21 protein-coding genes are annotated in these 22,394 nt (G+C 71.2%); 8 read left to right on the forward strand and 13 right to left on the reverse strand.

What is annotated here, in order from left to right; genetic code table 11:
- Positions 1–54: 54 nt before the first annotated feature.
- Together ACN6LD_RS38225 and ACN6LD_RS38230 are read right to left on the reverse strand one after the other, a co-directional pair.
- Positions 55–591 carry an alkyl hydroperoxide reductase gene (locus ACN6LD_RS38225; RefSeq protein ID WP_445045565.1) on the reverse strand — a complete coding sequence of 179 codons (537 nt, stop codon included), beginning with the start codon at positions 589–591 and terminating at the stop codon, positions 55–57.
- Positions 592–597: 6 nt separating this feature from the next.
- Positions 598–1,152: a peroxiredoxin gene (locus ACN6LD_RS38230; protein WP_319191814.1), complete on the reverse strand. Its 555-nt coding sequence runs from the start codon at positions 1,150–1,152 to the stop codon at positions 598–600.
- Between the two features lie 253 nt (positions 1,153–1,405).
- Between ACN6LD_RS38230 and ACN6LD_RS38235 the strand changes: the two genes are divergently transcribed.
- The 4 genes from ACN6LD_RS38235 (at position 1,406) to ACN6LD_RS38250 (ending at position 4,389) form a co-directional block, all read left to right on the forward strand.
- Complete coding sequence (locus tag ACN6LD_RS38235) at positions 1,406–2,350, forward strand: hydrogen peroxide-inducible genes activator (RefSeq protein WP_445045571.1); 945 nt, start codon at positions 1,406–1,408, stop codon at positions 2,348–2,350.
- A 188-nt stretch (positions 2,351–2,538) separates the two neighbouring features.
- Positions 2,539–3,426 carry a MarR family transcriptional regulator gene (locus ACN6LD_RS38240; RefSeq protein ID WP_319191812.1) on the forward strand — a complete coding sequence of 296 codons (888 nt, stop codon included), beginning with the start codon at positions 2,539–2,541 and terminating at the stop codon, positions 3,424–3,426.
- Between the two features lie 104 nt (positions 3,427–3,530).
- Complete coding sequence (locus ACN6LD_RS38245) at positions 3,531–3,956, forward strand: roadblock/LC7 domain-containing protein (RefSeq protein WP_057584432.1); 426 nt, start codon at positions 3,531–3,533, stop codon at positions 3,954–3,956.
- A gap of 4 nt (positions 3,957–3,960) precedes the next feature.
- On the forward strand, positions 3,961–4,389 hold the full coding sequence (locus ACN6LD_RS38250; protein WP_054242616.1) for a hypothetical protein: 429 nt from the start codon (positions 3,961–3,963) through the stop codon (positions 4,387–4,389).
- Positions 4,390–4,453: 64 nt separating this feature from the next.
- Here the strand turns inward: ACN6LD_RS38250 and ACN6LD_RS38255 are convergent, their stop codons facing one another.
- From ACN6LD_RS38255 to ACN6LD_RS38275, 5 genes are all read right to left on the reverse strand, one after another.
- Positions 4,454–6,793: an FtsX-like permease family protein gene (locus ACN6LD_RS38255; RefSeq protein WP_445045566.1), complete on the reverse strand. Its 2,340-nt coding sequence runs from the start codon at positions 6,791–6,793 to the stop codon at positions 4,454–4,456.
- Complete coding sequence (locus ACN6LD_RS38260) at positions 6,790–7,479, reverse strand: ABC transporter ATP-binding protein (protein WP_319191806.1); 690 nt, start codon at positions 7,477–7,479, stop codon at positions 6,790–6,792. Before ACN6LD_RS38260 ends, ACN6LD_RS38255 begins: the two co-directional genes overlap by 4 nt.
- On the reverse strand, positions 7,476–8,000 hold the full coding sequence (locus ACN6LD_RS38265; protein ID WP_319191803.1) for a PadR family transcriptional regulator: 525 nt from the start codon (positions 7,998–8,000) through the stop codon (positions 7,476–7,478). The genes ACN6LD_RS38260 and ACN6LD_RS38265 overlap by 4 nt, the downstream gene beginning before the upstream one ends.
- 145 nt (positions 8,001–8,145) lie before the next feature.
- Entirely contained in the window at positions 8,146–8,511 is a 366-nt protein-coding gene (locus ACN6LD_RS38270; RefSeq protein WP_445045567.1) for a hypothetical protein, read from the reverse strand.
- Positions 8,457–9,419 carry an SPFH domain-containing protein gene (locus ACN6LD_RS38275; protein ID WP_319191801.1) on the reverse strand — a complete coding sequence of 321 codons (963 nt, stop codon included), beginning with the start codon at positions 9,417–9,419 and terminating at the stop codon, positions 8,457–8,459. The genes ACN6LD_RS38270 and ACN6LD_RS38275 overlap by 55 nt, the downstream gene beginning before the upstream one ends.
- Positions 9,420–9,697: 278 nt before the next feature.
- On the opposite strand from ACN6LD_RS38275, the gene ACN6LD_RS38280 reads away from it, so the two are divergent.
- Positions 9,698–12,118: a transglycosylase domain-containing protein gene (locus tag ACN6LD_RS38280; protein WP_445045568.1), complete on the forward strand. Its 2,421-nt coding sequence runs from the start codon at positions 9,698–9,700 to the stop codon at positions 12,116–12,118.
- A gap of 141 nt (positions 12,119–12,259) precedes the next feature.
- On the opposite strand, the gene ACN6LD_RS38285 is transcribed toward ACN6LD_RS38280, so the two are convergent.
- The 5 genes from ACN6LD_RS38285 to ACN6LD_RS38305 form a co-directional block, all read right to left on the reverse strand.
- A complete protein-coding gene (locus ACN6LD_RS38285) occupies positions 12,260–12,622 on the reverse strand; it encodes a hypothetical protein (protein ID WP_319191797.1) in 363 nt (120 codons plus the stop codon).
- Between the two features lie 251 nt (positions 12,623–12,873).
- Entirely contained in the window at positions 12,874–14,985 is a 2,112-nt protein-coding gene (locus ACN6LD_RS38290) for a SpoIIE family protein phosphatase (protein ID WP_445045569.1), read from the reverse strand.
- A gap of 316 nt (positions 14,986–15,301) precedes the next feature.
- Entirely contained in the window at positions 15,302–15,994 is a 693-nt protein-coding gene (gene fomD / locus ACN6LD_RS38295; RefSeq protein WP_319191793.1) for a cytidylyl-2-hydroxypropylphosphonate hydrolase, read from the reverse strand.
- Positions 15,995–16,067: 73 nt separating this feature from the next.
- Positions 16,068–17,453 (reverse strand): class II fumarate hydratase, encoded by a 1,386-nt coding sequence (locus tag ACN6LD_RS38300; protein ID WP_319191791.1) that lies wholly within the window; start codon positions 17,451–17,453, stop codon positions 16,068–16,070.
- 129 nt (positions 17,454–17,582) lie between these two features.
- Positions 17,583–19,253: a fumarate hydratase gene (locus ACN6LD_RS38305; RefSeq protein ID WP_319191789.1), complete on the reverse strand. Its 1,671-nt coding sequence runs from the start codon at positions 19,251–19,253 to the stop codon at positions 17,583–17,585.
- Positions 19,254–19,416: 163 nt separating this feature from the next.
- Here ACN6LD_RS38305 and ACN6LD_RS38310 point away from each other — a divergent pair, with 163 nt between their 5' ends.
- Positions 19,417–20,103, forward strand: a complete 687-nt coding sequence (locus ACN6LD_RS38310) for a DUF1707 SHOCT-like domain-containing protein (RefSeq protein ID WP_445045570.1) — start codon at positions 19,417–19,419, stop codon at positions 20,101–20,103.
- Between the two features lie 125 nt (positions 20,104–20,228).
- Positions 20,229–20,606: a WhiB family transcriptional regulator gene (locus ACN6LD_RS38315; protein WP_319191785.1), complete on the forward strand. Its 378-nt coding sequence runs from the start codon at positions 20,229–20,231 to the stop codon at positions 20,604–20,606.
- A 69-nt stretch (positions 20,607–20,675) separates the two neighbouring features.
- Here the strand turns inward: ACN6LD_RS38315 and glpX are convergent, their stop codons facing one another.
- Entirely contained in the window at positions 20,676–21,710 is a 1,035-nt protein-coding gene (gene glpX, locus ACN6LD_RS38320) for a class II fructose-bisphosphatase (RefSeq protein WP_319198270.1), read from the reverse strand.
- Between the two features lie 130 nt (positions 21,711–21,840).
- Between glpX and ACN6LD_RS38325 the strand changes: the two genes are divergently transcribed.
- The gene (locus ACN6LD_RS38325; RefSeq protein WP_319198272.1) at positions 21,841–22,365 is read left to right on the forward strand and encodes a DUF4245 domain-containing protein; all 525 of its coding nucleotides are present in this window, start codon (positions 21,841–21,843) and stop codon (positions 22,363–22,365) included.
- Positions 22,366–22,394: the final 29 nt, after the last annotated feature.

Genomic DNA, 22,394 nt, shown 5'->3' on the forward strand with positions numbered 1-22,394 from the left:
CCCCCCCCCCCCCTCCCCCGTAGCGGTGAGGCGGGGTGGGGCAGGGCGTGCGGATCAGACGTCGGCGAGGACCGCTTCCGCGTCCAGCGTCACGCCCACCGCCTGGATCACCGAGGCGATCTTGAAGGCCTCCTGGACGACCTCACGCTCGACGCCCGCCTTGCGCAGCACCTGCTCGTGGGAGTCGAGGCACATCCCGCAGCCGTTGATCGCGGAGACGGCGAACGACCACAGCTCGAAGTCGACCTTGTCGACGCCGGGGTTGCCGATGACGTTCATCCGCAGACCGGCCCGCAGGTTGCCGTACTCGTGGTCCGACAGCAGGTGGCGGGTGCGGTAGAACACGTTGTTCATCGCCATGACGGCCGCGGCCGAGCGCGCAGCGGTGTAGGCCTGCGGCGACAGGACCGCCTTCGCCTCCGGCGCGAGCTCGCGCAGCACGATCGGGGAGCGGGAGGCGATCGCGGTCGCCAGGACCGTGCCCCACAACTGCTGTGCGGGAAGGTCGGAGTTGCCGATGACCGAGCCCAGGTTGAGCTTCAGGTCCTTGGCGTAGTCCGGTATCGCGGACTTCAGGGCGTCGAGGGACATCTCAGCTCACTTCCCGGCCAGCAGCTCGACCGGGTCGAGGGTGTTCTCGCCCTTGGTCCAGTTGCAGGGGCACAGCTCGTCGGTCTGCAGGGCGTCCAGGACCCGCAGGACCTCCTTGGGGTTGCGGCCCACGGAGCCCGCGGTGACCATCGTGAACTGGATCTCGCGGTTCGGGTCGACGACGAACACGGCGCGCTGGGCGAAGCCGTCCTCGCCCTCGATGCCGAGGTCGCGCATCAGCTCGTGCCGCGAGTCGGCCATCATCGGGAACGGCAGGTCGGTCAGGTCCGGGTGGTCCTTGCGCCAGGCGTGGTGGACGAACTCGGAGTCGCCGGAGAAGCCGAGGATCTGCGCGTCACGGTCGGCGAACTCGTCGTTCAGCTTGCCGAACGCGGCGATCTCGGTCGGGCAGACGAAGGTGAAGTCCTTGGGCCACGCGAAGACCACGAGCCACTTGCCCTCGTAGGACTTGTGGTGGATCTGCTCGAACTCCGCGCCCTTCTCCAGCGAGACGCAGGCGGTCAGTTCGAACTCGGGGAACTTGTCACCGACAGTGAGCACGCACTCTCCTTGCAGCGAAGGGGTGTCCGGATTGCGGACACTCCCCGTGGGTTGGACGGCCTCGATCGTGGCACAGGGTGCATTGATTCGGGAAATGGCTACACTCGATAGGGTTGATCGAGGATGTCTATCAGTGACTGAGGGTAATGTGGATGCCAGGGGTGTGAGCGGCGGGACCCGCGGCGGCCGGGCGGTGAGCGCCAGGGCGGCCGCCGGTCGAGCGGCGGCAGGCCGAGCGGCGGCCGGCCGGGCCGTGCACGCCAGGCGGCGGGCGCCCAGCCCGGCCCAGCTGCGGGCCTTCGTGGCCGTCGCGGAGCACCTGCACTTCCGGGACGCGGCCGCCGCGATCGGAATGAGCCAGCCCGCGCTGTCCGGCGCCGTCTCGGCCCTGGAGGAGTCCCTCGGGGTCACCCTCCTGGAGCGTACGACCCGCAAGGTCCTGCTCTCGCCGGCCGGCGAGCGGCTCGTCGTCCGGGCCAGGGCGGTGCTGGGCGAGATGGAGGCGCTGATGGAGGAGGCCGAGGCGGTGCGGGCCCCCTTCACCGGGACGCTGCGCCTCGGCGTCATCCCGACCGTCGCGCCCTACCTGCTGCCGACCGTCCTGCACCTCGTCCACGAGCGCTATCCGCACCTCGACCTCCAGGTCCACGAGGAGCAGACCGCCGGCCTGCTGGACGGCCTGCACACCGGCCGTCTGGAACTCCTGCTGCTGGCCGTCCCCCTCGGCGTCCCCGGGGTGAGGGAACTGCCCCTGTTCGACGAGGACTTCGTACTCGTGACGCCGCTCGGCCATGAGCTCGGCGGACAGCAGGGCATCCCGCGCGAGGCGCTCAGGGAGCTCAACCTGCTGCTCCTGGACGAGGGTCACTGCCTGCGCGACCAGGCCCTCGACATCTGCCGGGAGGCGGGCCGCGGCGACGCGCCGGTGACCACCACGGCCGCCGGCCTGTCGACCCTCGTCCAGCTGGTCGCCGGCGGCCTGGGCTGCACGCTGCTGCCGCGCACCGCCGTCACCGTCGAGACCGGCCGCAGCCCCCGGCTGCTCACCGGCTCCTTCGCCGCCCCCGCGCCCGCCCGCCGGATCGCCCTCGCGATGCGCACCGGCGCGGCGCGAGCGGCGGAGTACGAGGAGCTGGCGGGCGCGCTGCGCAGGGCGCTGCGACCCCTGCCGGTCCGGGTGCTCGGCGGCGACGACTGACGTCGGTCAATCGGTCAAACGAGCCCCGAACAAAGAGATTTGGGTCCATCCCGAGAACAACTTCCGTCAGCTGGGGGCAGGTCGGGAATCCCGCGCTGGGACCTGCGCCCTGACTGATACACCTTCCCTCCTCAGCGCTACGCGTCAGGCGTATGTGCGAGAGGTCGCAGGGGAGTGATGTCGGGCTGATGTCGGGTTATGAGCTGCTGGCACGCGACCTCGCCGCGTGCGGCCGGGACGGCTTCACCGGAGAACTGTGCGTGACCGGCTCGCCCGGCGGCGTCTTCCATCTGGACGGCGGCCTGGTCGTCGCCGTCGAGTCGCCGGGCGCGCCCGCCCCCGAGGCGCTGCTGCTGCGCTCCGGCCGGATCGGCGGCGAGGAGTGGACCGCGCTGGTGCGCGAGTCGGGCGGCGCGCGCTGGCCGGCCGCCGGGCTGGTCGCCCACGGCTACACCGGCGCCGCCCAGCTGCGGGTGGTGTGCGCGATGGCCCTCCAGGACGCGGCGTTCGCGGTCGTCGCCGGCAGCGTCGACGGCTGCGAACGCGGTCCGGCGACGGGTCCCCCGCCGGCCTCGGTCGCCGTCGGCGAACCGCCCACCCGGCTGCTCCAGGTCGCCTCGCGCAAACTGGCCGCGCTGCTGGCGATGCCGTGCCCCGTGCGTCCGGACCGGGAGCGTCCCGTGCCCGCGCCGCTCTCCCTGGCGGCGGCCCGCCTCGGCGCCCTGCAGCGCGAGCTGCTCGCCCACGCGGACGGCCGGCGCACCGCCCGCGACCTCGCCTTCCGAACCGGTCGCGGCGTGTACACCGTCACCGTCGAGGTGGCCCGGATGCTGGGCGAGGGGCTCCTGGAGTGCGTGGAGGCGCCCCACCCGATCCCCGTCCGACTGCCGCCCGACGGGCACGGGGTGCGCCCCCGCGAGCCGGCGCCGCCTCAGCCGCAGCCGCCGCCCCCGGAGGCGACCGCCCTGCCCCGCCGCAGGCCCGGCGCCAGCGGCATCCACGAGGCCCTCACGCCGGAGCGGAACGGCCCCGGCTGGAAGGAGTTCTTCCGCCTGCGCAACCCGACGGCGAAATGACGGCCCCGCCAGAACCCCCACGGCCACGCGGGACACCACGGCACGCGGAAACCCCCACAGAGAACAGACGGTCACATGCCATCAGAATCAGGGGAGTTGCACTCATGGACCACCAAGCCCTCGCGCGGGAGATGCGCGGCCTGCGCGAGCAGGTGACCGGGATCACCGACACGGCGGTCGCGGCGGCCGACGGACTGCTCATCGCCGCCGACACGGCCGACTCGATCGACCCCGAGGGCCTCGCCGCCCTCGCCGCGGCCGGCCTCGGCCTCGCCCGCCGCACCGCCGAGGCGACCGCCCGCGGCGCCCTGCACCGCACGGTGGCCTACGGCAGCCACGGCTGCGCCGCGTTCTACGCGGTCGGGGACACCGCGCTGATGGTCGTGCTCGGCGACGAGGGCATGGACGTGGAGCGCCTGCACCGGGCGACCCAGCCGGCCCTGCGCCGCATCGACCTGATCCTCACCGACCGTACGACCGCGCGGACCGCGGCGGACGGGACGACCGTGAAGACCGCCGAAGGAGTCTGAAGGGATGGCGACGAAACGTATGACCCCGGGTTTCTCGGACCAGGTGATGGGCCTGGTCAAGTCACTGCGTACGGATGCCCCCGACTGCGTCGCCTCCGGCGTCGTCGACATGTCCACCGGCATGCTCCTGTCCTACGAGACCGTCGACAACCACCCGCCGGAGGTACTGGACCTGCTGGCCGGGGCGACGCTCGACCTGTTCCAGGGACGCACGGTCGTGATGATCGAGGACGTCTTCAAGGAGCGTCGCGGGGTCCAGAGCGACAACCACTTCTTCCAGGAGATCCTCGTCAACAGTGAGAACCTCACTCACCTGTTCGTGCGGATGACCGAGCAGCAGGACGTGGTCGCGGTGGTCGTCTGCCGCAAGTCCGTGAACGTCGGCATGCTGTTCGCGCAGGTGCGAAGGGTGGTGCGGGAGTACCAGCTGTGAACGCGGACGGTCCCTCCCCCCGAGCGGGGGAGGGACCGTACCGGGCGCCCGGGGCGGGCGGCGGCTACTCCGTGCGCAGCCCGTCCGGCCGCATCAGCCGCATCAGCGGCGGCAGGCTCAGCAGCGTCACCAGCAGGACGACGGCCGCACCGCAGCCGGTCATCATCAGCACGCTCGACCAGTCCACGCTCACCGACGTGCCCGTCATCCGCAGCAGCACCGCGCCGAGCGTGAGCCCCACCGCCGAGGCCAGCAGCAGGCCCAGCCCGATCGGGATCGCCGTCTGCCACAGCACCGACAGCCCCAGCGTGCGCCGCCGGGTGCCGAAGGCGACCAGGGCGGACAGCAGCTTGCGCCGCTCACGCAACTGCTCCAGCTGGGAGACCAGCAGGCTCGCGCCGATCAGCAGCAGCACACAGGCCGAACCCACGAGCAGACCGGTGCGGATGGAGGCGAACGTCTCGTTCCGCTCGCTGGACGCCCAGTTCATCGGGCGCGACAGGGGATCCACCTGGAACGCCGTGTTGCGCGCGTACTCGGACGCGTCGGGCACGGAGTCGTCCATCGAGAGGTACAGCTGGCCGCTGACCGCCTTCTCGGCCGACTTGGGCAGCGCGCTCGGCGTCATGAGGAAGCCGCCGCGCTCCCACCCGGTGAGGCCCTTGACCCCGGCCACCTGGGGAACCCCCGCGGGGACCGTCCAGACGATGTCCCTGTGGTCGTCGAAGGAGCCCGGCTGAAGGTAGATCTTCTTGCCGGGCTTGTTCAGCTGCGGCCCGTCGCCCGTGTACTCGCCGCCGACGAGGACGAACACATCGCCGTCCTTGCAGGCGGGCAGCTTCGCCAGCTCGCGCAGGGCCGGGCAGTCGCCCACGGTCAGATCGCCGCTCAGGCCGGGAGCGTTCTCGCTGTTCCAGGAGGCGTCGCCCAGGTACCCCTGCCACAGGGCGGTGACCTTGCGGACGCCCTTGGTGTCGGCGAACTTCCGGGCGGTCTGCGCCATCGGGACGCCGTCCGGCACCTGCACCTGCAACTGGGCCCGGGTGACGTCCTTGCCGGTGGACTTGGTGTAGTCGCCGTCCACTCCCGCGAACAGCATCTGCAGCGCGATCGCCCCGGCGACCGCCACCGCGATGCCGTTGACCATCCGGGCCGCCGTGCCGCTGCTCAACTGAAGTCGTCGTACCGCCAGTTGCCAGGCGACTCCGCCCGATCCGAGCCGGGCGACGACCGTCTCCACGAGCCAGGGCAACAGGGCGGTGATCCCGACGAGGAGCAGCAGGACGCCGCCGGTCACCAGGTACTGGTTGAAGTTCCCGTTCTCGCGGCCCTGGCCGATCATCGGGTAGAGCATCGCGAGGCCGGCCACCGGCATCAGCAGCCGCCACCACAGCCGTCGTCGCGCCGGCTTCGCCGCGCGCACCACGCCCAGCGGTTCGATCACCACTCCGCGCAGCGCGAAGAGGGTGACCAGGACCGCGGCCGCCGGCACCGCCAGCGTGACCAGCACGGCCAGCGCGGGGGAGGGATTGAGGTAACTGGGCCACACGCTGATGCCCATCACCTCGACCGCGCCCGCCGCCTGGCGGCCGGCCAGGAAGAAGGCCGTGCCCAGCACCAGGCCCAGCAGCGAGCCGGCCATGGCCTCGCCCGCCGCGATGCGCCGGGTCATCCGGCCGTCGGAACCGATCAGCCGCAGGGCCGCGAGCCGGCGGTCGCGCCGCTCGCCGCCGAACCGGACGGCCGCGGCGATGAACACGGCCACCGGCATCAGCAGCACCACGATGACGACGAGGATCAGCAGGACCAGTACCGGGTCGGTCGTCTCCTTCGTCGGCTCGGGGTTCCCGAACTGCTTCAGCCGGGTCACCACCGCGCCGGTGCCGACATGCGCGGCGAGCCCGGAGGCGCCCGCGTAGTAGGCGAGTTCCTTGGAGCCGACCAGGCCGCTTTCCCCGATGGTCCCGACCACGCGGTAGGGCAGGCGCTCGCGCAGCAGCGCCGAACCGTCGGCGTCGAGCAGCTCGCGCAGCGCGGGCGAGACCACCATGTCGCCCGCGGCCGGGAACCGGTTCACGCCGGGCGGCAACGGGGCGTGCGTCCCTTCCGGCTCCACCATCCGGCCGCGGACGTCCTTGCCGTGGAACGTGGTGTCCGAGTCGGCGATCAGGAGGGTGTCGTCGCCCTTGCGCGGCGGTTCTCCGAACGCCCAGTCGAGCCGGGCCTCTTCACGGTCGTGGCGCACCGCGAGCGCGTTCGGCACCGCAGTCGTCAGCAGCAGGACGGCGACGCCGAGCCCCACGCCGACCGCCGTGAGCACGGCCCGGACCCAGCCCTCCCGGCCGCCCGCGAACGCGAACCGGATCCCCAGGCCCAGGTCTGCGGACCATTGGCGCAGACTCATATGACGCGCTCCATGTCGCGCGACTTGCCGTCCCGTACGACGATCTCGCGGTCGGAGTACGCGGCCACCCGTGCCTCGTGCGTGACGAGGACGACGGCAGCGTTTGCCGTCCGGGCGGCCTCGGTGAACAGCTCCATCACGCGCTCGCCGTTGAGCGAGTCCAGCGCGCCGGTCGGTTCGTCGGCGAACAGCACGCGGGGGCTGGTGACGAGCGCGCGCGCCACGGCGACCCGCTGCCCCTGCCCGCCGGAGACCTCTGCGGGCCGCTTCCTGCCGAGGTCGTCGACCTCCAGCCGTTCCATCCAGCTCAGGGCGGTGCGCTCGGCCTGCCTGCGCGGGGCGCCGTTCAGCCGCAGCGGCAGCGCCACGTTCTCCACGCAGGTCAGCTCGGGCACGAGCTGGCCGAACTGGAACACGAACCCGAACTCCGTGCGCCGCAGCCGGCTGCGCTGCGCGTCGTTCATCGTGGCGAGGTCGTGGCCGTCGTACATGATCGATCCGGAGTCGGGCGTCACGATGCCGGCGAGGCAGTGCAGCAGGGTCGACTTCCCCGAGCCGGACGGGCCCATCACCGCGACGACCTCGCCGGGGTGGATGGAGAACTCGGCGCCGTCCAGCGCCATCGTCGGGCCGTAGGCCTTGCGCAGGCTCTCGGCGACGAGCAGGGATCCCCCGGGGGCGTTCATGCGGTCACCGTGGCCTTCAGTTTGTCGAGGCGCGCGGCGGTCAGTTCCAGCCAGCGCAGGTCGGCCTCGAGATGGAACAGGGCGTGGTCGCAGATCAGCTGGTCGGCCAGGTCGCCCTTGCGCTTGCGGTCGGTGAGGATGCGCATGCTGCGCAGGTGCTCCGCACGCTGCTCGTCGAGGATGTCGGCGGCGTCGCGGCCGGTGAGCAGCGCGAGGACGATCTTCGTGTAGAGCGTGGACTGCAGATACGGCTCGGGCTTCTCGGGCGTGGCGAGCCACCGCGCGACGTCGGTGATCCCGGCGTCGGTGATCGCGTACCGCTTGCGCTCGGGTCCGCCGCCGGCCTCGACGCCGTCGACCTCGACGAGCCCGTTCTTCAGCAGACGCGACATCGTCGAGTAGACCTGGCCGTAGTGCAGCGGCCGGTCATGACCGAACTTCTCGTCGAAGGCCCGCTTGAGGTCGTAGCCGTGGCGGGGTCCGGACTCCAGGAGTCCCAGAAGGGTGTGACCGATGGACATGGCAAGGACTGTACATGCGGTGTATACCCCGCGTGTATACGCGGAGTGCGCAGGTGGCAGCGGGGGGTGGGGGTACGCAGGTGGGAGGCGGTTGTCACCGTTCTGCAACAGCCGCGCCTGCTCTTCAGGCGGCCGGGCGGGTCGCTCAGGCCGACGGCGGCCCCGAGGAGGCCCCGCCTGCGGGGCCTCCTCCGGACGGACTTCCTCCGGACGGACTTCCTCCGGACGGGCCTGCTCCGGGGGGCCGGCCCCGACGGGGCATGGGGCCGGCGTCGCCGGGGAGGCGCCCCGCCTCCCGCAGCGCCCGCCGCAGCAGGAACTCGATCTGGGCGTTGGCGGACCGCAGGTCCTCCCCGGCCCACCGGGCCAGCGCCTCGTACACCGCGGGGTCCAGCCGCAGCAGCACCTGCTTGCGCTGCGGCCGGCCCTGAGGGGCCGTCCCCCCGGAGGGGACCGTCACTGGTAGAGGGTTCCGGTGTTCAGCACCGGCTGGGGCGCCCGGTCCCCGCACAGCACCACCATCAGGTTGGACACCATCGCCGCCTTCCGCTCCTCGTCCAGTTCCACGATGCCCTGCTCGGCGATCCGGCCGAGCGCGGCCTCGACCATCCCGACCGCCCCGTCCACGATCTCCCGCCGGGCCGCGACCACCGCGCCCGCCTGCTGGCGCTGGAGCATCGCCGAGGCGATCTCGGGAGCGTACGCGAGGTGGGTGAAGCGGGACTCGATGATCCGCACGCCGGCCGCCTCCACGCGCGCGTGGAGCTCCACGGCCAGCTTCTCGGTGATCTCCTCGGCGTTGCCGCGCAGTGAGAGCCCGTTCTCGTCGTGCGAGTCGTAGGGGTACTCGATGGCGATGTGCCGCACGGCCGCCTCGGTCTGGGTGGAGACGAACTCCAGGAAGTCGTCGACCTCGAAGGAGGCCTGCGCGGTGTCCTTCACGTTCCACACCACGACCGCGGCGAGCTCGATCGGGTTGCCGTAGGCGTCGTTGACCTTGAGCACGGCCGTCTCGTGGTTGCGGACCCGGGTGGAGATCTTCTCGCGCGAGGTGAACGGGTTCACCCAGCGCAGTCCGTCCTCGCGGATGGTGCCGCGGTAGCGGCCGAAGAGCTGCACCACGCGGGCCTCGCCCGGCGCCACCGTGTTCAGTCCGCACATGGCGAGGAACGCGGCCACGGAGACCAGCACGCCGGCGACGATGAGCGCCGCCTTGAGTCCGGCCGCGGTCACCACGGCGCCGGCGGCGATCAGTCCGCCGCCGGCCAGCAGTCCGAGCAGTCCGAGCAGCAGCGCGACGCCGCCCCCCACGCTGTGCGCGGGGAACTCGTGCACGCGCGGGGCGGGCATCTCGGGCGCGTCGGCGGTGTCGACGGCGTGGGTGTGCTCGGCGGTGGCCGAAGGGTCGTGTGCGGACATGGTGGTCCCCCGTCTCTCGTCAGCAGCTGATTCAGCGATCGGCTGTCTAGCTAAGTGATATCACTTTACCCGGGAATGGCAACCCTGAGCCCTTCTCGCACGTCGAATCGGTGGGGACGTTCCACGGGTTCCGTCGTGCGGGGTGCGCATTCTCACGCCCCGCGAAGACCGGATCGGGAGCACGCCGTCATAGCGAGCGGTGTTAGCTTTCTGAGCTGACCTGGCCCTGCCCCGGGCACTGGTGTGACTGCCGAGTAGGAAGCGGAGCGAGCGGACTCATGGGACGAGCGGAAGAGAGACGAGCGCGACAGCGCGGTGGCCGCCGCGCGGCGCCCAGGAACCGCTCGACGGAGACGGAGTCGGTGGCGCCCCCCGCCCCCGGGGCCGCCGGCGGGACCGCGGCCGCGACCGGCGGTCGCGCGGCCGCCCGCAGAGGCGCGAAGAAGAGCGCCAAGGGCGGCAGGGGGAAGGCCGGCAAGAAGGACAAGAGCCTCATACGCCGGATCTTCACCTGGAAGAAGATACTGGGCACGTTCCTCGGTCTGACCGTCGCCGTGATCGGCGCCTTCGTCTGGCTGTACGTGAGCACGCCGATCCCCAAGGGCAACCCCGACGCCGACCTGCAGAGCAACGTCTACAAGTACGGCAACGGCGCCATCCTCGCCCGCGACGGCGAACTCAACCGCGAGAACGTCGACCTCGCCCAGGTGCCCAAGCCCGTCCAGCACACCTTCGTCGCCGCCGAGAACAAGTCCTTCTACACCGACGCCGGCGTCGACCTGAAGGGCACCACCCGCGGCGTCCTCAACACGCTCATGGGCAAGGGCGCGCAGGGCGGTTCGACGATCACCCAGCAGTACGTCAAGAACTACTACCTGAGCCAGGAACAGACCGTCACGCGCAAGCTGAAGGAACTGGTCATCTCCCTCAAGCTGGACCGGGAGGAGTCCAAGGACTACATCCTGGCCGGCTACATCAACACCAGCTACTACGGCCGCGGCGCCTACGGCATCCAGGCCGCCGCCCAGGCCTACTACGGCGTCGACGCCGGCAAGCTGAGCGTCGCACAGGGCGCCTACCTCGCAGCCCTCCTGCAGGCCCCCAGCCAGTACGACTGGTCTTCCGCCTCCGCCACGGGCCAACGCCTGGTCACGGCACGCTGGAACTACGTCCTGGACAACATGGTCGAGCAGGACTGGCTGAAGAAGTCGGAACGCGACGCCATGACGTTCCCGAAGCCCAAGGAGCCCAAGGCCGCCCCCGGCAAGGAGGGCCAGGTCGGCTACCTGGTGGACGCGGCCAACGCCGAGCTCGCCCGCCAGCTCGTGGCCCAGGGCGCCGCCGACGATCTCGAGTCCGCCAACGCCCTGGTCAGGAAGGGCGGCTGGAACATCGAGCTGAACATCGACAAGGCGAAGCAGAAGAAGCTCGAAGAGACGGTCAAGGAACAGCTGACCAGCAAGCTCGACAAGAAGAAGCGCAAGGTCGACGGCGACGTCCAGGCCGGCGCGGTGTCCGTGAACCCGAAGACGGGCGCGGTCGAGGCGATGTACGGCGGCGTCGGCTACACCGAACACTTCGTCAACAACGCCACCCGCACCGACTACCAGCCGGCCTCCACCTTCAAGCCCGTGATCCTCGCCGCGGCCTTCGACGAGAACGCCAAGACGCAGAAGGGCGAGCAGATCACCGCCGACACCCTCTACGACGGCACCAGCAAGCGCCCCGTCGTCGGCAGCGACATCGGCTTCGCCCCGGAGAACGAGGACGACCAGGACTACGGCGACGTCACCGTCCAGACGGCGCTGAACCAGTCGATCAACTCCGTCTTCGCGCAGATGGGCGTCGACGTCGGCATGCCCGAGGTGCTGAAGGTCGCCGGCAACCTCGGCATGGACACCAAGGGCCTGAAGGCCGTGCCCGCCCAGACCCTGGGCACCATGAGCGCGAGCCCCCTGCAGATGGCCGGTGTCTACGCCACCCTCGACAACCACGGCAAGAAGGTCACCCCGGCGATCATCAAGTCGGCGCAGAACAGCGCCCACCCGTCGTTCCAGCTCGCCAAGGCCGTCGGCGGCCAGGTGATCGACAGGGAGGCCGCCGACTCCGTCACCTCGGTCCTCACCGGCGTGGTCGACGACGGCACGGCCAAGAAGTCCGTGCGCGACAACCCGCTGCGCAAGGGCCAGAAGGTGGCCGGCAAGACGGGCACCTCCGACAACAACAAGTCCGCCTGGTTCACCGGCTACACCCCCGACCTGGTGACCTCGGTCGGCCTGTTCGGCGAGGACGCCAAGACCCACGCGCAGGTGCCGCTGACCGGCGCGACGACGGGCCTGACCTCGACCAAGGGCCGCATCAACGGCGGTGGCTTCCCGGCGCAGATCTGGGCGACCTACACCTTCGGCGTCTCGACCAAGGTCAGCAAGTTCGACCTGGAGACCGACCAGGGCGCGGCCGTCCGCACGTCGTCGCCGTCCCCGTCCACCTCGCCGTCGCCGAGTGCCTCGCCGTCGTCCTCGCCCAAGCCGAGCACGTCGCCGTCGTCGTCGCCGAAGCCGTCCTCGTCGCCGTCCTCGTCGCCGTCCCCGTCGCCGAAGCCGTCCTCGTCGCCGTCCTCGTCGCCGTCCCCGTCGCCGAAGCCGGACGATCCGCCCGGCCAAGGCGACGATCCCGCGAACCCGCTCCTCGGCCAGTAGCGCAACGGCGCGAGAACACCGCAGAGGGGCGCCCGGAGATCTCCGGGCGCCCCTCTCGTCGTCGTCACACTTCGGCGGACCCACTCGAGGCGAACGAGAGGCCCTGCCCCCGGTTCAGCTCATCGCGTTCCCTCGACGGGATCAGTCGTACCACTTGACCCAGAGGGCGGAGTTGTCATAGGTGCCGATGTAGAACTCGGCCCGCTTGTTGTCGCCGTCGACGTACTTTCCGATGTTTCTCCAGATCCAGCAGCCGGCGCCCTGGACCGCGCCCACGAACTCATGACCGTTGTCCGGGTCGTACTCCCAAAGGTCATAGGCGTAGCTCCTGGAGCTGCCGGTGATGATGCAGGCCTTGATGTCACCACCGGTCGACAGCGCCTGGCCGGAGCGTATGTAGTCGGCGGTGCTGACGGGGAATTTCGTGTCACCGATGTAGTCCCAGCCCGAGCTTGCCTGGGCGGGCGCCCCGAAGAGCGAGAAAGTGGCTCCTGCGGCCACCACGACTGTGGCCTTAGCGGCGAATCTGCGCAGATTCATCCGTTGTCCTCCCGTTATTTATTCGGTGCATGACAAAGTCGCCCTTGATAGCACTGGTGTGCGGCAAGGGTGTGTGCGACACATTAGGTCGCCTTGATCTCCCGCGTGCGGAATTACCGTCCATCCGCAATTCCGCGCCTGCGGAAATTGTGGATGGACGGTGAGCGCGCCCACAAAACCCCCGGAGCCGGCGATCCGCGGTGCAACGTCGACCCTCAGCTCCGGTTCAGCTCGAACCAGACCACCTTGCCGGTGCTGAGCCGCGTGGCGCCCCAGCGCCGGGCCAGCCGGTTGACCAGGTACAGGCCGCGACCGCCCTCGTCGGTCGCCCGGGCCTGCCGCAGCCGGGGCAGCTGCGGCACGTCGTCCCCGACCTCGCAGCGCAGCACGTCGGTGCGCAGCAGCCGCAGCGTCACCGGCCGAGAGGCGTACCGCACCGCATTGGTGACGACCTCGCTGACCAGCAGCTCCACCGAGTCGGACATGTCCTCCAGGCCCCATCGGGACAGCGCCCGCCGGGCCAGCCGACGGGCGCGGCCCGGCGCCGCGTCCTCCGGTTCCAGGAGCCAGTACGCCACGTCACTCGGCGCGATCCCGTCGAAGCGGGCGGCGAGCAGCGCGATGTCGTCGTCCCGGTCACCCGGGCCGAGCATGTCGAGCACCTCGTCGCACAGCGCCTCCAGCGGCGGCGGGTGATCCGGCCCGGTGAGCTGCGCGGTGGCCGCGAGCTTCTCCCGCAGCTGTTCTATGCCGGTCGCCACGTCCCGCAGCCGGGACTCCACCAGGCCGTCGGTGTACAGCAGCAGCGTCCCCCCGGCCGGTGCGTCCAGCTCCACCGCCTCGAAGTCGACCCCGCCCACGCCGATCGGCGCGCCCGGCGGAACCCGCAGCACCTCCGCCCGGCCGCCCAGATGCAACAGGATGGGCGGCGGATGGCCCGCGTTGGCGATGGTGATGCGGTGCGCGACCGGGTCGTAGACGGCGTACAGGCACGTCGCCATACGGTCGGTGCCCAGCCGCTGGGCCTGCTCGTCGAGATGGTGCAGGACCTCCTGCGGCGGCAGGTCGAGACCGGCGAGCGTCTGCGCCGTGGTGCGCAGCTGACCCATGATGGCCGCCGACGTCATGGAGTGCCCCATGACGTCGCCCACCACCAGCGCCACCCGGCTGCCGGGCAGCGGGATGGCGTCGTACCAGTCGCCGCCGACCCGAGCGGTCTCCGCCGCGGGCAGATACCGGGAGGCCAGCCGCACGCCCGTGGGACGCGGCAGGGTCTCCGGCAGCATCGTGCGCTGCAGCTCGTCGGCGATGTACGCCTCACGGTCGTACAGCACCGCCTTGTCGATGCCCAGGGCGCTGTGGGTGGCGAGCTGCGCGGCCACGAGCAGGTCGTCGTTCTCGAACGGGATGCGCTCCGGACGCCGCAGGAACACGGCGGCGCCGATCACCCGGCGACGGCCCCGCAACGGGGCCAGGATCGCCCGCTGACCGCCCGGGACCGCCAAGGTGCTGTCCGTGCCCAGGAGTTCGGGCAGCGCGGCGCGAGCGGCCGGGTGGTCGGCGAACACCGGACGCACCCCGCGCAGCACCTCCGCGAGCGCCCCGCCGGGCCGCACCTCGCACATGTCGCCGACCGAGGCCGACAGCTCCGCGGTCAGCTCCGCCGGCTCCGGGAGCGGCAGGGCCAGCGCCGCGAAGCCGGTCTCGGTGTCCCGCTCCTCCGGGATCCGGTCGGTGCGGCGCAGCCGCAGCATGATGCGGTCCGCCGCGGGCCGCTCGTCGCCGACCGGCAGCGGGTCGCGCAGATAGACGAGGATCGCGTCGGAGAAGGTCGGCACGGTGGCCCGGCACAGCCCCATCACGATCTCGTCGAGGTCCAGACCGCGGGCGATCCGCCGGGTGGCGGCGCCCACGAACCGCAGCCGGTCGCCCTCCCGCCGCATGGGGGTGGGCCGGCCGGGCGTCAGCCCGGCGCCGGCGCGCCGCTCCTGTCCGCCGGGACCGCGTTCCTGGTGTCCGTCACCGCCCGGCTGGGCCGGGATGGACTCGGGCGCCGGGCGTGGCCGGTGCGTGTCGGACTCCGCGGTCGCCGAAGGCTGGGAGTGCTCGGCGCCCGCACCCGCCTCCGCCCCGGCCGCGTCCTTACCCGTGGCTCCCTGGCCGCCCATGTCGCCCTTTCCGCCCTTGCCGCACGTCGTCGTACCCGAGGCGTCGGGCGGTAAGACGGACGGGCCCGGCACGGGGGCCGGAGTATGCAGGAGTGCCCCACGGGGGTCCGTGGGGTCGACGCCCTGGGGGCGTTCGTAGGAGGTGGGCTGCTCCGTCACGCGTGTCGAATCCGTCCGTCCGGGGCTGCGCGCCTCGCGCGCAGTTGGTCCCGCAGAAAACCCGATACCCGGAATACGTGTCCCCGGAACGGATTTCCCGCGTGGTCAGAGGTTGTCTGTGTGTCGCCCGTGGACCGCTCGCGGCCCAGGTGGCCGACGCCGAGCGTGCCGCCGGTGTTGCCCTCGTACCCCTCGCTCACGTCCTGCCGCCCCTCGGTGACGTTCGGTCAGACCCGGCGACTGCTCCGGGAGTTACTGCCAGCGTGCCTTGCGGAGGACGATCCTACGTTTGTCGCCCGGGGGCGCATCAAGGGTCTCATGTGGACATGTGCGCGGGCGTACGGTCCCAGTCCTCCGGCAGCAACGGTACGGCCCAGGACGGATCCGGGCGCCAGTGCTGCCAGCCCTCGTCGAACGGCGGCCCCCAGGCGCGGATCGTTTCCAGCGCCCTGCGGCCCGCCAGCAGCACCTGTTCGGCGACCGTCCGGTCCATCAGTCCGTCCTGCTGGGCCTGCGCGAACTCGTCCTCGTCGCGCCAGCCCCAACTGTGATCGGGGTAGACGCAGATGTCCAGAAAGTGGTCCTCGGAGTCCACTCCGCCGTCCCAACGGACAAGCGGCTCCTCCAGGTTGACGTACCAGTTCTTGAACTGCCAGCCCGGCTCCCAGAAGAGCCACACCGACCAGGGCTCGCCCGGCCGGGCCAGCTTCAGCACGCCGGTGCCGAACCAGCGGTCGCGCTGCACCGTGCGCGGCTTGGTGTAGCGGGTGCGCAGCGGCTCCCGGTGCGGCGGCGTGCCGTCCGCGAGCACCGGCTTGACGCACTCGGTGCCCGGGGCCAGCCAGACCGCCAGCACCTCCGCGTCGTCGCGCACCACGGTGACCGGGCGGGCGATGTGGAAGCCCGCGCCGCCGTTCTCCCGGTAGCGCCACAGGATCCGGTCCCCGGGCTCCCAGAAGGCCGCCGCATCGCCCGATCCCACGCGTCTCACCGCTTCACCGTCTGCCATGGAGAGATATTAGGTGCCATGGCCATATGACGCTGCGGCGCGTGACACGGTTCTCACGCCGGGGCGCGAAAGGTCACGGGCGCGTCATCCGCAGGACATCCAGGGCCTCGTCGAGCTGCTGGACCGTCAGGTCGCCGCGCTCCACGTATCCGCCCGCGAGGACCGTCTCACGGATCGTCCTGCGCTCCGCCAGCGCCTTCTTGGCCACCTTGGCGGCCTCCTCGTAGCCGATGTACTTGTTCAGCGGGGTGACGACGGAGGGCGAGGACTCGGCGTACTCCCGGGCGCGTTCGCGGTGGGCGACGATCCCGTCGACGGTCCGGTCGGCGAGCAGCCGCGACACGTTGGCGAGCAGCCGGATCGACTCCAGCACGTTCTTCGCGATCACCGGCAGCATGACGTTCAGCTCGAAGTTGCCCGCCGCGCCTGCCGTGGCCACCGTCGCGTCGTTGCCGACGACCTGTGCGGCCACCATGAGGACGGCCTCCGGGATCACCGGGTTGACCTTGCCGGGCATGATCGAGGAACCGGGCTGGAGGTCGGGGAGGCTGATCTCGGCCAGTCCGGTGCGCGGCCCGGAGGCCATCCACCGCAGATCGTTGGCGATCTTCGTGAGGCCGACCGCGACGGTCCGCAACTGCCCGCTGGTCTCGACGATCCCGTCCCGCGCGCCCTGGGCCTCGAAGTGGTCGCGCGCCTCGGTCAGCGGCAGCCCGGTGCTCCGGGCGACCTCCTCGATGACGGCGGCGGAGAAACCGGGCGGCGTGTTGATGCCGGTGCCGACGGCCGTGCCGCCCAACGGGAGCTCGGCGAGCCGGGGGAGGGAGGCGGTGAGCCGCTCGACGCCGTACCGCACCTGGGCGGCGTACCCGCCGAACTCCTGGCCGAGGGTGACGGGCGTGGCGTCCATGAGATGGGTCCGCCCCGACTTCACGACGTCGGCGAACTCCTCCGCCTTGCGGCCGAGGGCGTCGGCCAGGTGCTCCAGGGCGGGGATCAGATCCCGCGTGACGGCGGCGGTGGCGGCGATGTGGATCGAGGACGGGAAGACGTCGTTGGAGGACTGCGAGGCGTTGACGTGGTCGTTGGGGTGTACCTCCCGGCCCAGCCGCTCGCCGGCCAGGGTGGCGAGCACCTCGTTGGCGTTCATGTTGGAGGAGGTGCCGGAGCCGGTCTGGAACACGTCCACGGGAAAGTGCTCGTCCCACTTCCCGTCGGCCACCTCGCGGGCCGCCTCCTGGATCGCCTCGGCGATGTCCTTGTCGAGCACTCCGAGACCGGCGTTGACCTTCGCCGCGGCCCCCTTGATCCGGGCGAGCGCCTCGATGTGCGCCCGCTCGAGGCGCTGCCCGGAGACGGGGAAGTTCTCGACGGCACGCTGGGTCTGCGCCCGCCACTTGGCCTCGGCGGGCACCCGGACCTCGCCCATGGAGTCGTGCTCGATGCGGTAGTCGCTCATGACCGGTACAGCGTGCGGCGCGCCCCGCTTGTTCCTGGCGCAGGGCCTTTCGGGCCACCGCGCCGGGCGGGGCGCGCCGGGCGTGCCGGTGTACGCCGGTGTACGGGTGCTCCTGCGTACCGGGGAGCGTCAGCCCAGCCCCGGTCCCCGCACCGGGATCGACGTGAACGTCGGCTGCTCGGGTTCCCGCGAGGTGAAGAAGTCGTTGCCCTTGTCGTCCACGACGACGAACGCCGGGAAGTCCTCGACCTCGATCTTCCAGACGGCCTCCATGCCGAGCTCCTCGTACTCGACGACCTCGACCTTCTTGATGCAGTCCTGCGCGAGGCGCGCGGCCGGGCCGCCGATCGAGCCGAGGTAGAAGCCGCCGTGGCTGCCGCAGGCGTCGGTGACCTGCTGCGAGCGGTTGCCCTTGGCCAGCATCACCTTGGAGCCGCCCGCCGCCTGGAACTGCTCGACGTAGGAGTCCATGCGGCCGGCCGTGGTCGGGCCGAACGAGCCGGACGCGTACCCCTCGGGGGTCTTCGCGGGGCCGGCGTAGTACACCGGGTGGTCCTTGAGGTACTGAGGCATCTCCTCGCCCGCGTCCAGCCGCTCCTTGATCTTGGCGTGCGCGATGTCGCGGGCCACCACCAGTGGACCGGACAGCGACAGGCGGGTCTTGACCGGATACTTCGTCAGCTCGGCCAGGATGTCGTCCATCGGCTGGTTCAGGTCGATCCGCACGACGTCACCGGACTCGTCCAGGTGCTCGTCCGTGGTGTCGGGCAGGAACCGCGCCGGGTCGGTCTCGAGCTGCTCGAGGAAGACGCCCTCGGCGGTGATCTTCGCGACGGCCTGGCGGTCGGCCGAGCAGGACACGGCGATCGCGACGGGGCAGGAGGCGCCGTGCCGCGGCAGACGGACCACCCGCACGTCGTGGCAGAAGTACTTGCCGCCGAACTGCGCGCCGATCCCGATCCGCTGCGTCAGCTCGAAGACCTTCTCCTCCAGCTCCTTGTCGCGGAAGCCGTGGCCGAGCGCGGAGCCCTCGGCCGGGATCTCGTCCAGGTAGTGCGCGGAGGCGTACTTGGCGGTCTTCAGCGCGTACTCGGCGGACGTGCCGCCGACGACGATCGCCAGGTGGTACGGCGGGCAGGCGGCCGTGCCCAGCGAACGGATCTTCTCCTCCAGGAACTTCATCATGGAGGCCTCGTTCAGGACGGCCTTGGTCTCCTGGTAGAGGAAGCTCTTGTTGGCGGAGCCGCCGCCCTTGGCCATGAAAAGGAACTTGTACGCGCCCCCGTCGGCGGCGTACAGCTCGATCTGGGCCGGGAGGTTGGAGCCGGTGTTCTTCTCCTCCCACATGGTGAGCGGAGCCATCTGCGAGTAGCGCAGGTTGAGGTTCAGGTAGGCGTCGTAGATGCCGCGGCTCAGCGCCGCCTCGTCGCCGCCCTCGGTGAGGACGTTCTGCCCGCGCTTGCCCATCACGATGGCGGTGCCGGTGTCCTGGCACATCGGCAGCACGCCGGCGGCCGCGATGTTCGCGTTCTTCAGCAGGTCCAGCGCGACGAACTTGTCGTTGGCGGAGGCCTCGGGGTCGTCGATGATGCGGCGCAGCTGCGCGAGGTGCGCGGGGCGCAGGTAGTGCTGGATGTCGTGGATCGCCTCGGCGGCGAGCTTGCGCAGCGCCTCCGGCTCGACCTTGAGGAACGTCCGCCCGTCGGCCTCGAAGGTGGAGACACCCTCGGAGGTCACCAGCCGATAGGGGGTGGTGTCCTCTCCCTGGGGGAGCAGATCGGTGTATGCGAACTCAGGCATCTCGCCCATTCCTCACTCGACAGACGGCGACCGCCTCCATCGGCGGGCGTCCACCAGCGTAGAACCTGCCCCCGACGGCGGGCCTGTGAGGTAAGGCTCAGTGCTCGCGGGGCCGCGACGGTCGGGGGTATCGCGATCTATCGTGTGTCGGTACGCTGCTGTCGTGGACCTTCAGAAGCAGACCGCCGCACCCACGCAGACCGCCGAGCTGCGCGCCTCGGACGCCGACCGGGACCGTATCGCCGACATGCTCCGCGAGGCCCTCGCGGAGGGCCGGCTGACCGCCGACGAGCACGCCGAACGCGTCGAGGGCGTGCTGGCCGCCAAGACGGTCGGCGAGCTGCAGGCGTTCGTGCGGGACCTGCCCGCCGCGCACGAGCGCCGCGGCGCCCCCGCCGCCGCTCCCGGCCGGCCGGCGCCGGGCGCGATCCCCGCCGACCCCGACGACAACGTGGTCGCGGTCTTCAGCAGCGCCGTCCGCCGGGGCCGCTGGCGCGCCGGGCGTCGCATCCACGTGTACGCGGTCTTCGGCTCCGTCGAGATCGACCTGACCGAGGCGCTCTTCGAGTACCAGCAGGTGGTGATCAAGGCGTTCTCGGTCTTCGGCAACGTGGAGGTCCGCGTCCCGGAGAACGTCTCGCTGCGCGGCACCGGCGGCGCGGTCCTCGGCAACTTCGAGGTGGACGCGCTCGACTCCCCGCAGTCCGACGCCCCGGTGGTCTACGTCGACGGCTGGGCGGTGCTGGGCAACATCGAGGGCCGGCCGAAGCGGGGCAAACTCGTGGCGGACATTCTCGATCGGGTCCAGGACAAGGTCGACCGAAGTCTGCGCAGACACCTGGACCGCTGACGGTCGTCGGGCGGCACGAGCGGTCCCGGCGGCGGCGGTCCGGAACTCAGTGCATAGGCGCGCGCACAGCGGGTAGGCCTGCTGCATCGTCTCTCGCTCGCGAAGCCGTCGTCAGGAGAAGACCCGTGCTGCAACCGCCGCATTCGCCCCTGCAGGTCGCCGCCGTCCCGGCCCGGCAGGACCCAGGGCGCGACAGGGACCAGGACGACCCCTGGCACACCGACGCGGTGTGCCGGCGCGACGAGGCGGGCCTGTTCTTCGCCCCTTCCAAGGAGCCCACGGCCGCCCGGCTGTCCCGGGAGGAAGCGGCCAAGCGGGTCTGTGCGCGCTGTCCCGTCATGGTCGAGTGCCGCGAGCACGCACTGCTGCAGCCCGAGCCCTACGGCGTCTGGGGCGGTCTCACCGCCGCCGAGCGCCGCGTGGTCCTCGCGCGGCGCCGCCGCCGCGACGTGGAACTGCAGAAGACGGTGCGCGCGACGGACCGCATAGCCCAGGCGGGCTGAACGAAGGGCGCCCCCTCCGCACCGGGGGCGCCCTCCTCTGCCGCTCTCCGGCCCGGCAGGGCCGGAGGCCTACTTGGCCCGGTCGAAGTCGACCGCGCTGTAGGCCCGCAGCTTGCTCAGCCGGTGCTCGGAGTCGATCCGCCGGACCGTCCCGGACTTCGACCGCATCACGATCGAGTCGGTGGTCGCGGTCTCCGACCGGTACCGGACACCCCGCAGCAGTTCGCCGTCGGTGATGCCGGTGGCGACGAAGAACACGTTCTCGCCGGTCACCAGGTCCTCGGTGGTCAGCACCCGGTCGAGGTCGTGCCCGGCGTCGATCGCCCGCTGCCGCTCCTCGTCGTCCTTGGGCCACAGCTTGCCCTGGATGACGCCGCCCAGGCACTTCACGGCGCAGGCCGAGATGATGCCCTCGGGAGTGCCGCCGATGCCGAGCAGCAGGTCGACGCCGGTGCCCTCGCGCAGCGCGAGGATCGAGCCGGCCACATCGCCGTCGGAGATCAGCTTGATGCGCGCCCCGGTCGCCCGGATCTCCTCGATGATGCCCTCGTGTCGCGGCCGGTCCAGGATGACGACGGTGACGTCCTCCGGCGTGGCCCGCTTGGCCTTGGCGACCCGGCGGATGTTGACCTCGACGGGCGCGTTGATGTCCACGAACTCGGCGGCCTCGGGGCCGGTGACCAGCTTGTCCATGTAGAACACGGCGGACGGGTCGAACATCGCGCCGCGCTCGGTGGCCGCGAGGACGGCGATCGCGTTCGGCATGCCCTTGGCGGTCAGCGTGGTGCCGTCGATGGGGTCGACCGCGATGTCGACCTCGGGACCGGTCTGGTCGCCGACGCGCTCGCCGTTGAAGAGCATCGGGGCTTCGTCCTTCTCGCCCTCGCCGATGACGACCACGCCGTTCATGGACACGGTCGAGACGAGGGTCCGCATGGCGCGCACCGCGGCGCCGTCGGCGCCGTTCTTGTCGCCGCGTCCCACCCAGCGGCCGGCGGCCATCGCGGCCGCTTCGGTCACCCGGACGAGCTCAAGGGCGAGGTTGCGGTCCGGGGCCTCGGAGGGGACATCGAGTTCGGACGGCAAGTGATGATGCTCGGTCATCGGAGCGCACCTTTCTGACTGATACGACGACGGCCGGATGAGGGTTCGATCCCCGACTCTATCGTCAGTCCGACAAAATGAGCAGGGGACCCCACGGATGAGCGCACCGGGCACCTGCGACGATAGGGGCGTGGCAGGTTCGAACGGCAGACAGAAGACGGCCCGGGACATGATCCTCTCCCTGGGGCTCATCATGATCGCGGCGTGGGTGATCTATCTCTTCATCCCCCACGACGACCGCGCTCCCGACGTCAAGCGGGTCGACTACCGCGTCGAACTCCTCACGGCGCGCCGCGCGGCGTCGTACCCGGTGGCCGCGCCCGAGGGCCTGCCGAGTACCTGGAAGGCCACCTCGGTGCGCTTCCGGGGCGACGACTTCGACGCCTGGCACCTCGGTTTCCACACCCCGGACGGGGAGTACGTGACCATCGAGCAGTCCACTCAGCGGCGCTCGCAGTTCATCGAGGAGGCCAGCCAGGGGGCGTCCGAGACCAAGGTGACCGAGCTGATCGGCGGCCGCACCTGGGTCCGCTACACCGGCGGCCGCTACGACGCGCTCGTGCTGAAGGACGCCGGCGGCTCCACCACGGTGGTCGCGGGCACGGCGGGCTTCGCCCAGCTCTCGACGATGGCCGGCGCGCTGAAGCTGGCGTGAGCGCCCCGGACGTGGGGGGGGGGGGGGGG

This window comes from Streptomyces sp. SAS_272, from assembly GCF_052543235.1.

Bases quoted from the DNA above. Each gene is read 5' to 3' on its own strand.
- ACN6LD_RS38225 (WP_445045565.1), bottom strand. From the start codon at position 591: ATGTCCCTCGACGCCCTGAAGTCCGCGATACCGGACTACGCCAAGGAC.
- ACN6LD_RS38240 (WP_319191812.1), top strand. From the start codon at position 2,539: ATGTCGGGTTATGAGCTGCTGGCACGCGACCTCGCCGCGTGCGGCCGG.
- ACN6LD_RS38245 (WP_057584432.1), top strand. From the start codon at position 3,531: ATGGACCACCAAGCCCTCGCGCGGGAGATGCGCGGCCTGCGCGAGCAG.
- ACN6LD_RS38250 (WP_054242616.1), top strand. From the start codon at position 3,961: ATGGCGACGAAACGTATGACCCCGGGTTTCTCGGACCAGGTGATGGGC.
- ACN6LD_RS38255 (WP_445045566.1), bottom strand. From the start codon at position 6,793: ATGAGTCTGCGCCAATGGTCCGCAGACCTGGGCCTGGGGATCCGGTTC.
- ACN6LD_RS38260 (WP_319191806.1), bottom strand. From the start codon at position 7,479: ATGAACGCCCCCGGGGGATCCCTGCTCGTCGCCGAGAGCCTGCGCAAG.
- ACN6LD_RS38265 (WP_319191803.1), bottom strand. From the start codon at position 8,000: ATGTCCATCGGTCACACCCTTCTGGGACTCCTGGAGTCCGGACCCCGC.
- ACN6LD_RS38275 (WP_319191801.1), bottom strand. From the start codon at position 9,419: ATGTCCGCACACGACCCTTCGGCCACCGCCGAGCACACCCACGCCGTC.
- ACN6LD_RS38280 (WP_445045568.1), top strand. From the start codon at position 9,698: ATGGGACGAGCGGAAGAGAGACGAGCGCGACAGCGCGGTGGCCGCCGC.
- fomD (WP_319191793.1), bottom strand. From the start codon at position 15,994: ATGGCAGACGGTGAAGCGGTGAGACGCGTGGGATCGGGCGATGCGGCG.
- ACN6LD_RS38300 (WP_319191791.1), bottom strand. From the start codon at position 17,453: ATGAGCGACTACCGCATCGAGCACGACTCCATGGGCGAGGTCCGGGTG.
- ACN6LD_RS38305 (WP_319191789.1), bottom strand. From the start codon at position 19,253: ATGCCTGAGTTCGCATACACCGATCTGCTCCCCCAGGGAGAGGACACC.
- glpX (WP_319198270.1), bottom strand. From the start codon at position 21,710: ATGACCGAGCATCATCACTTGCCGTCCGAACTCGATGTCCCCTCCGAG.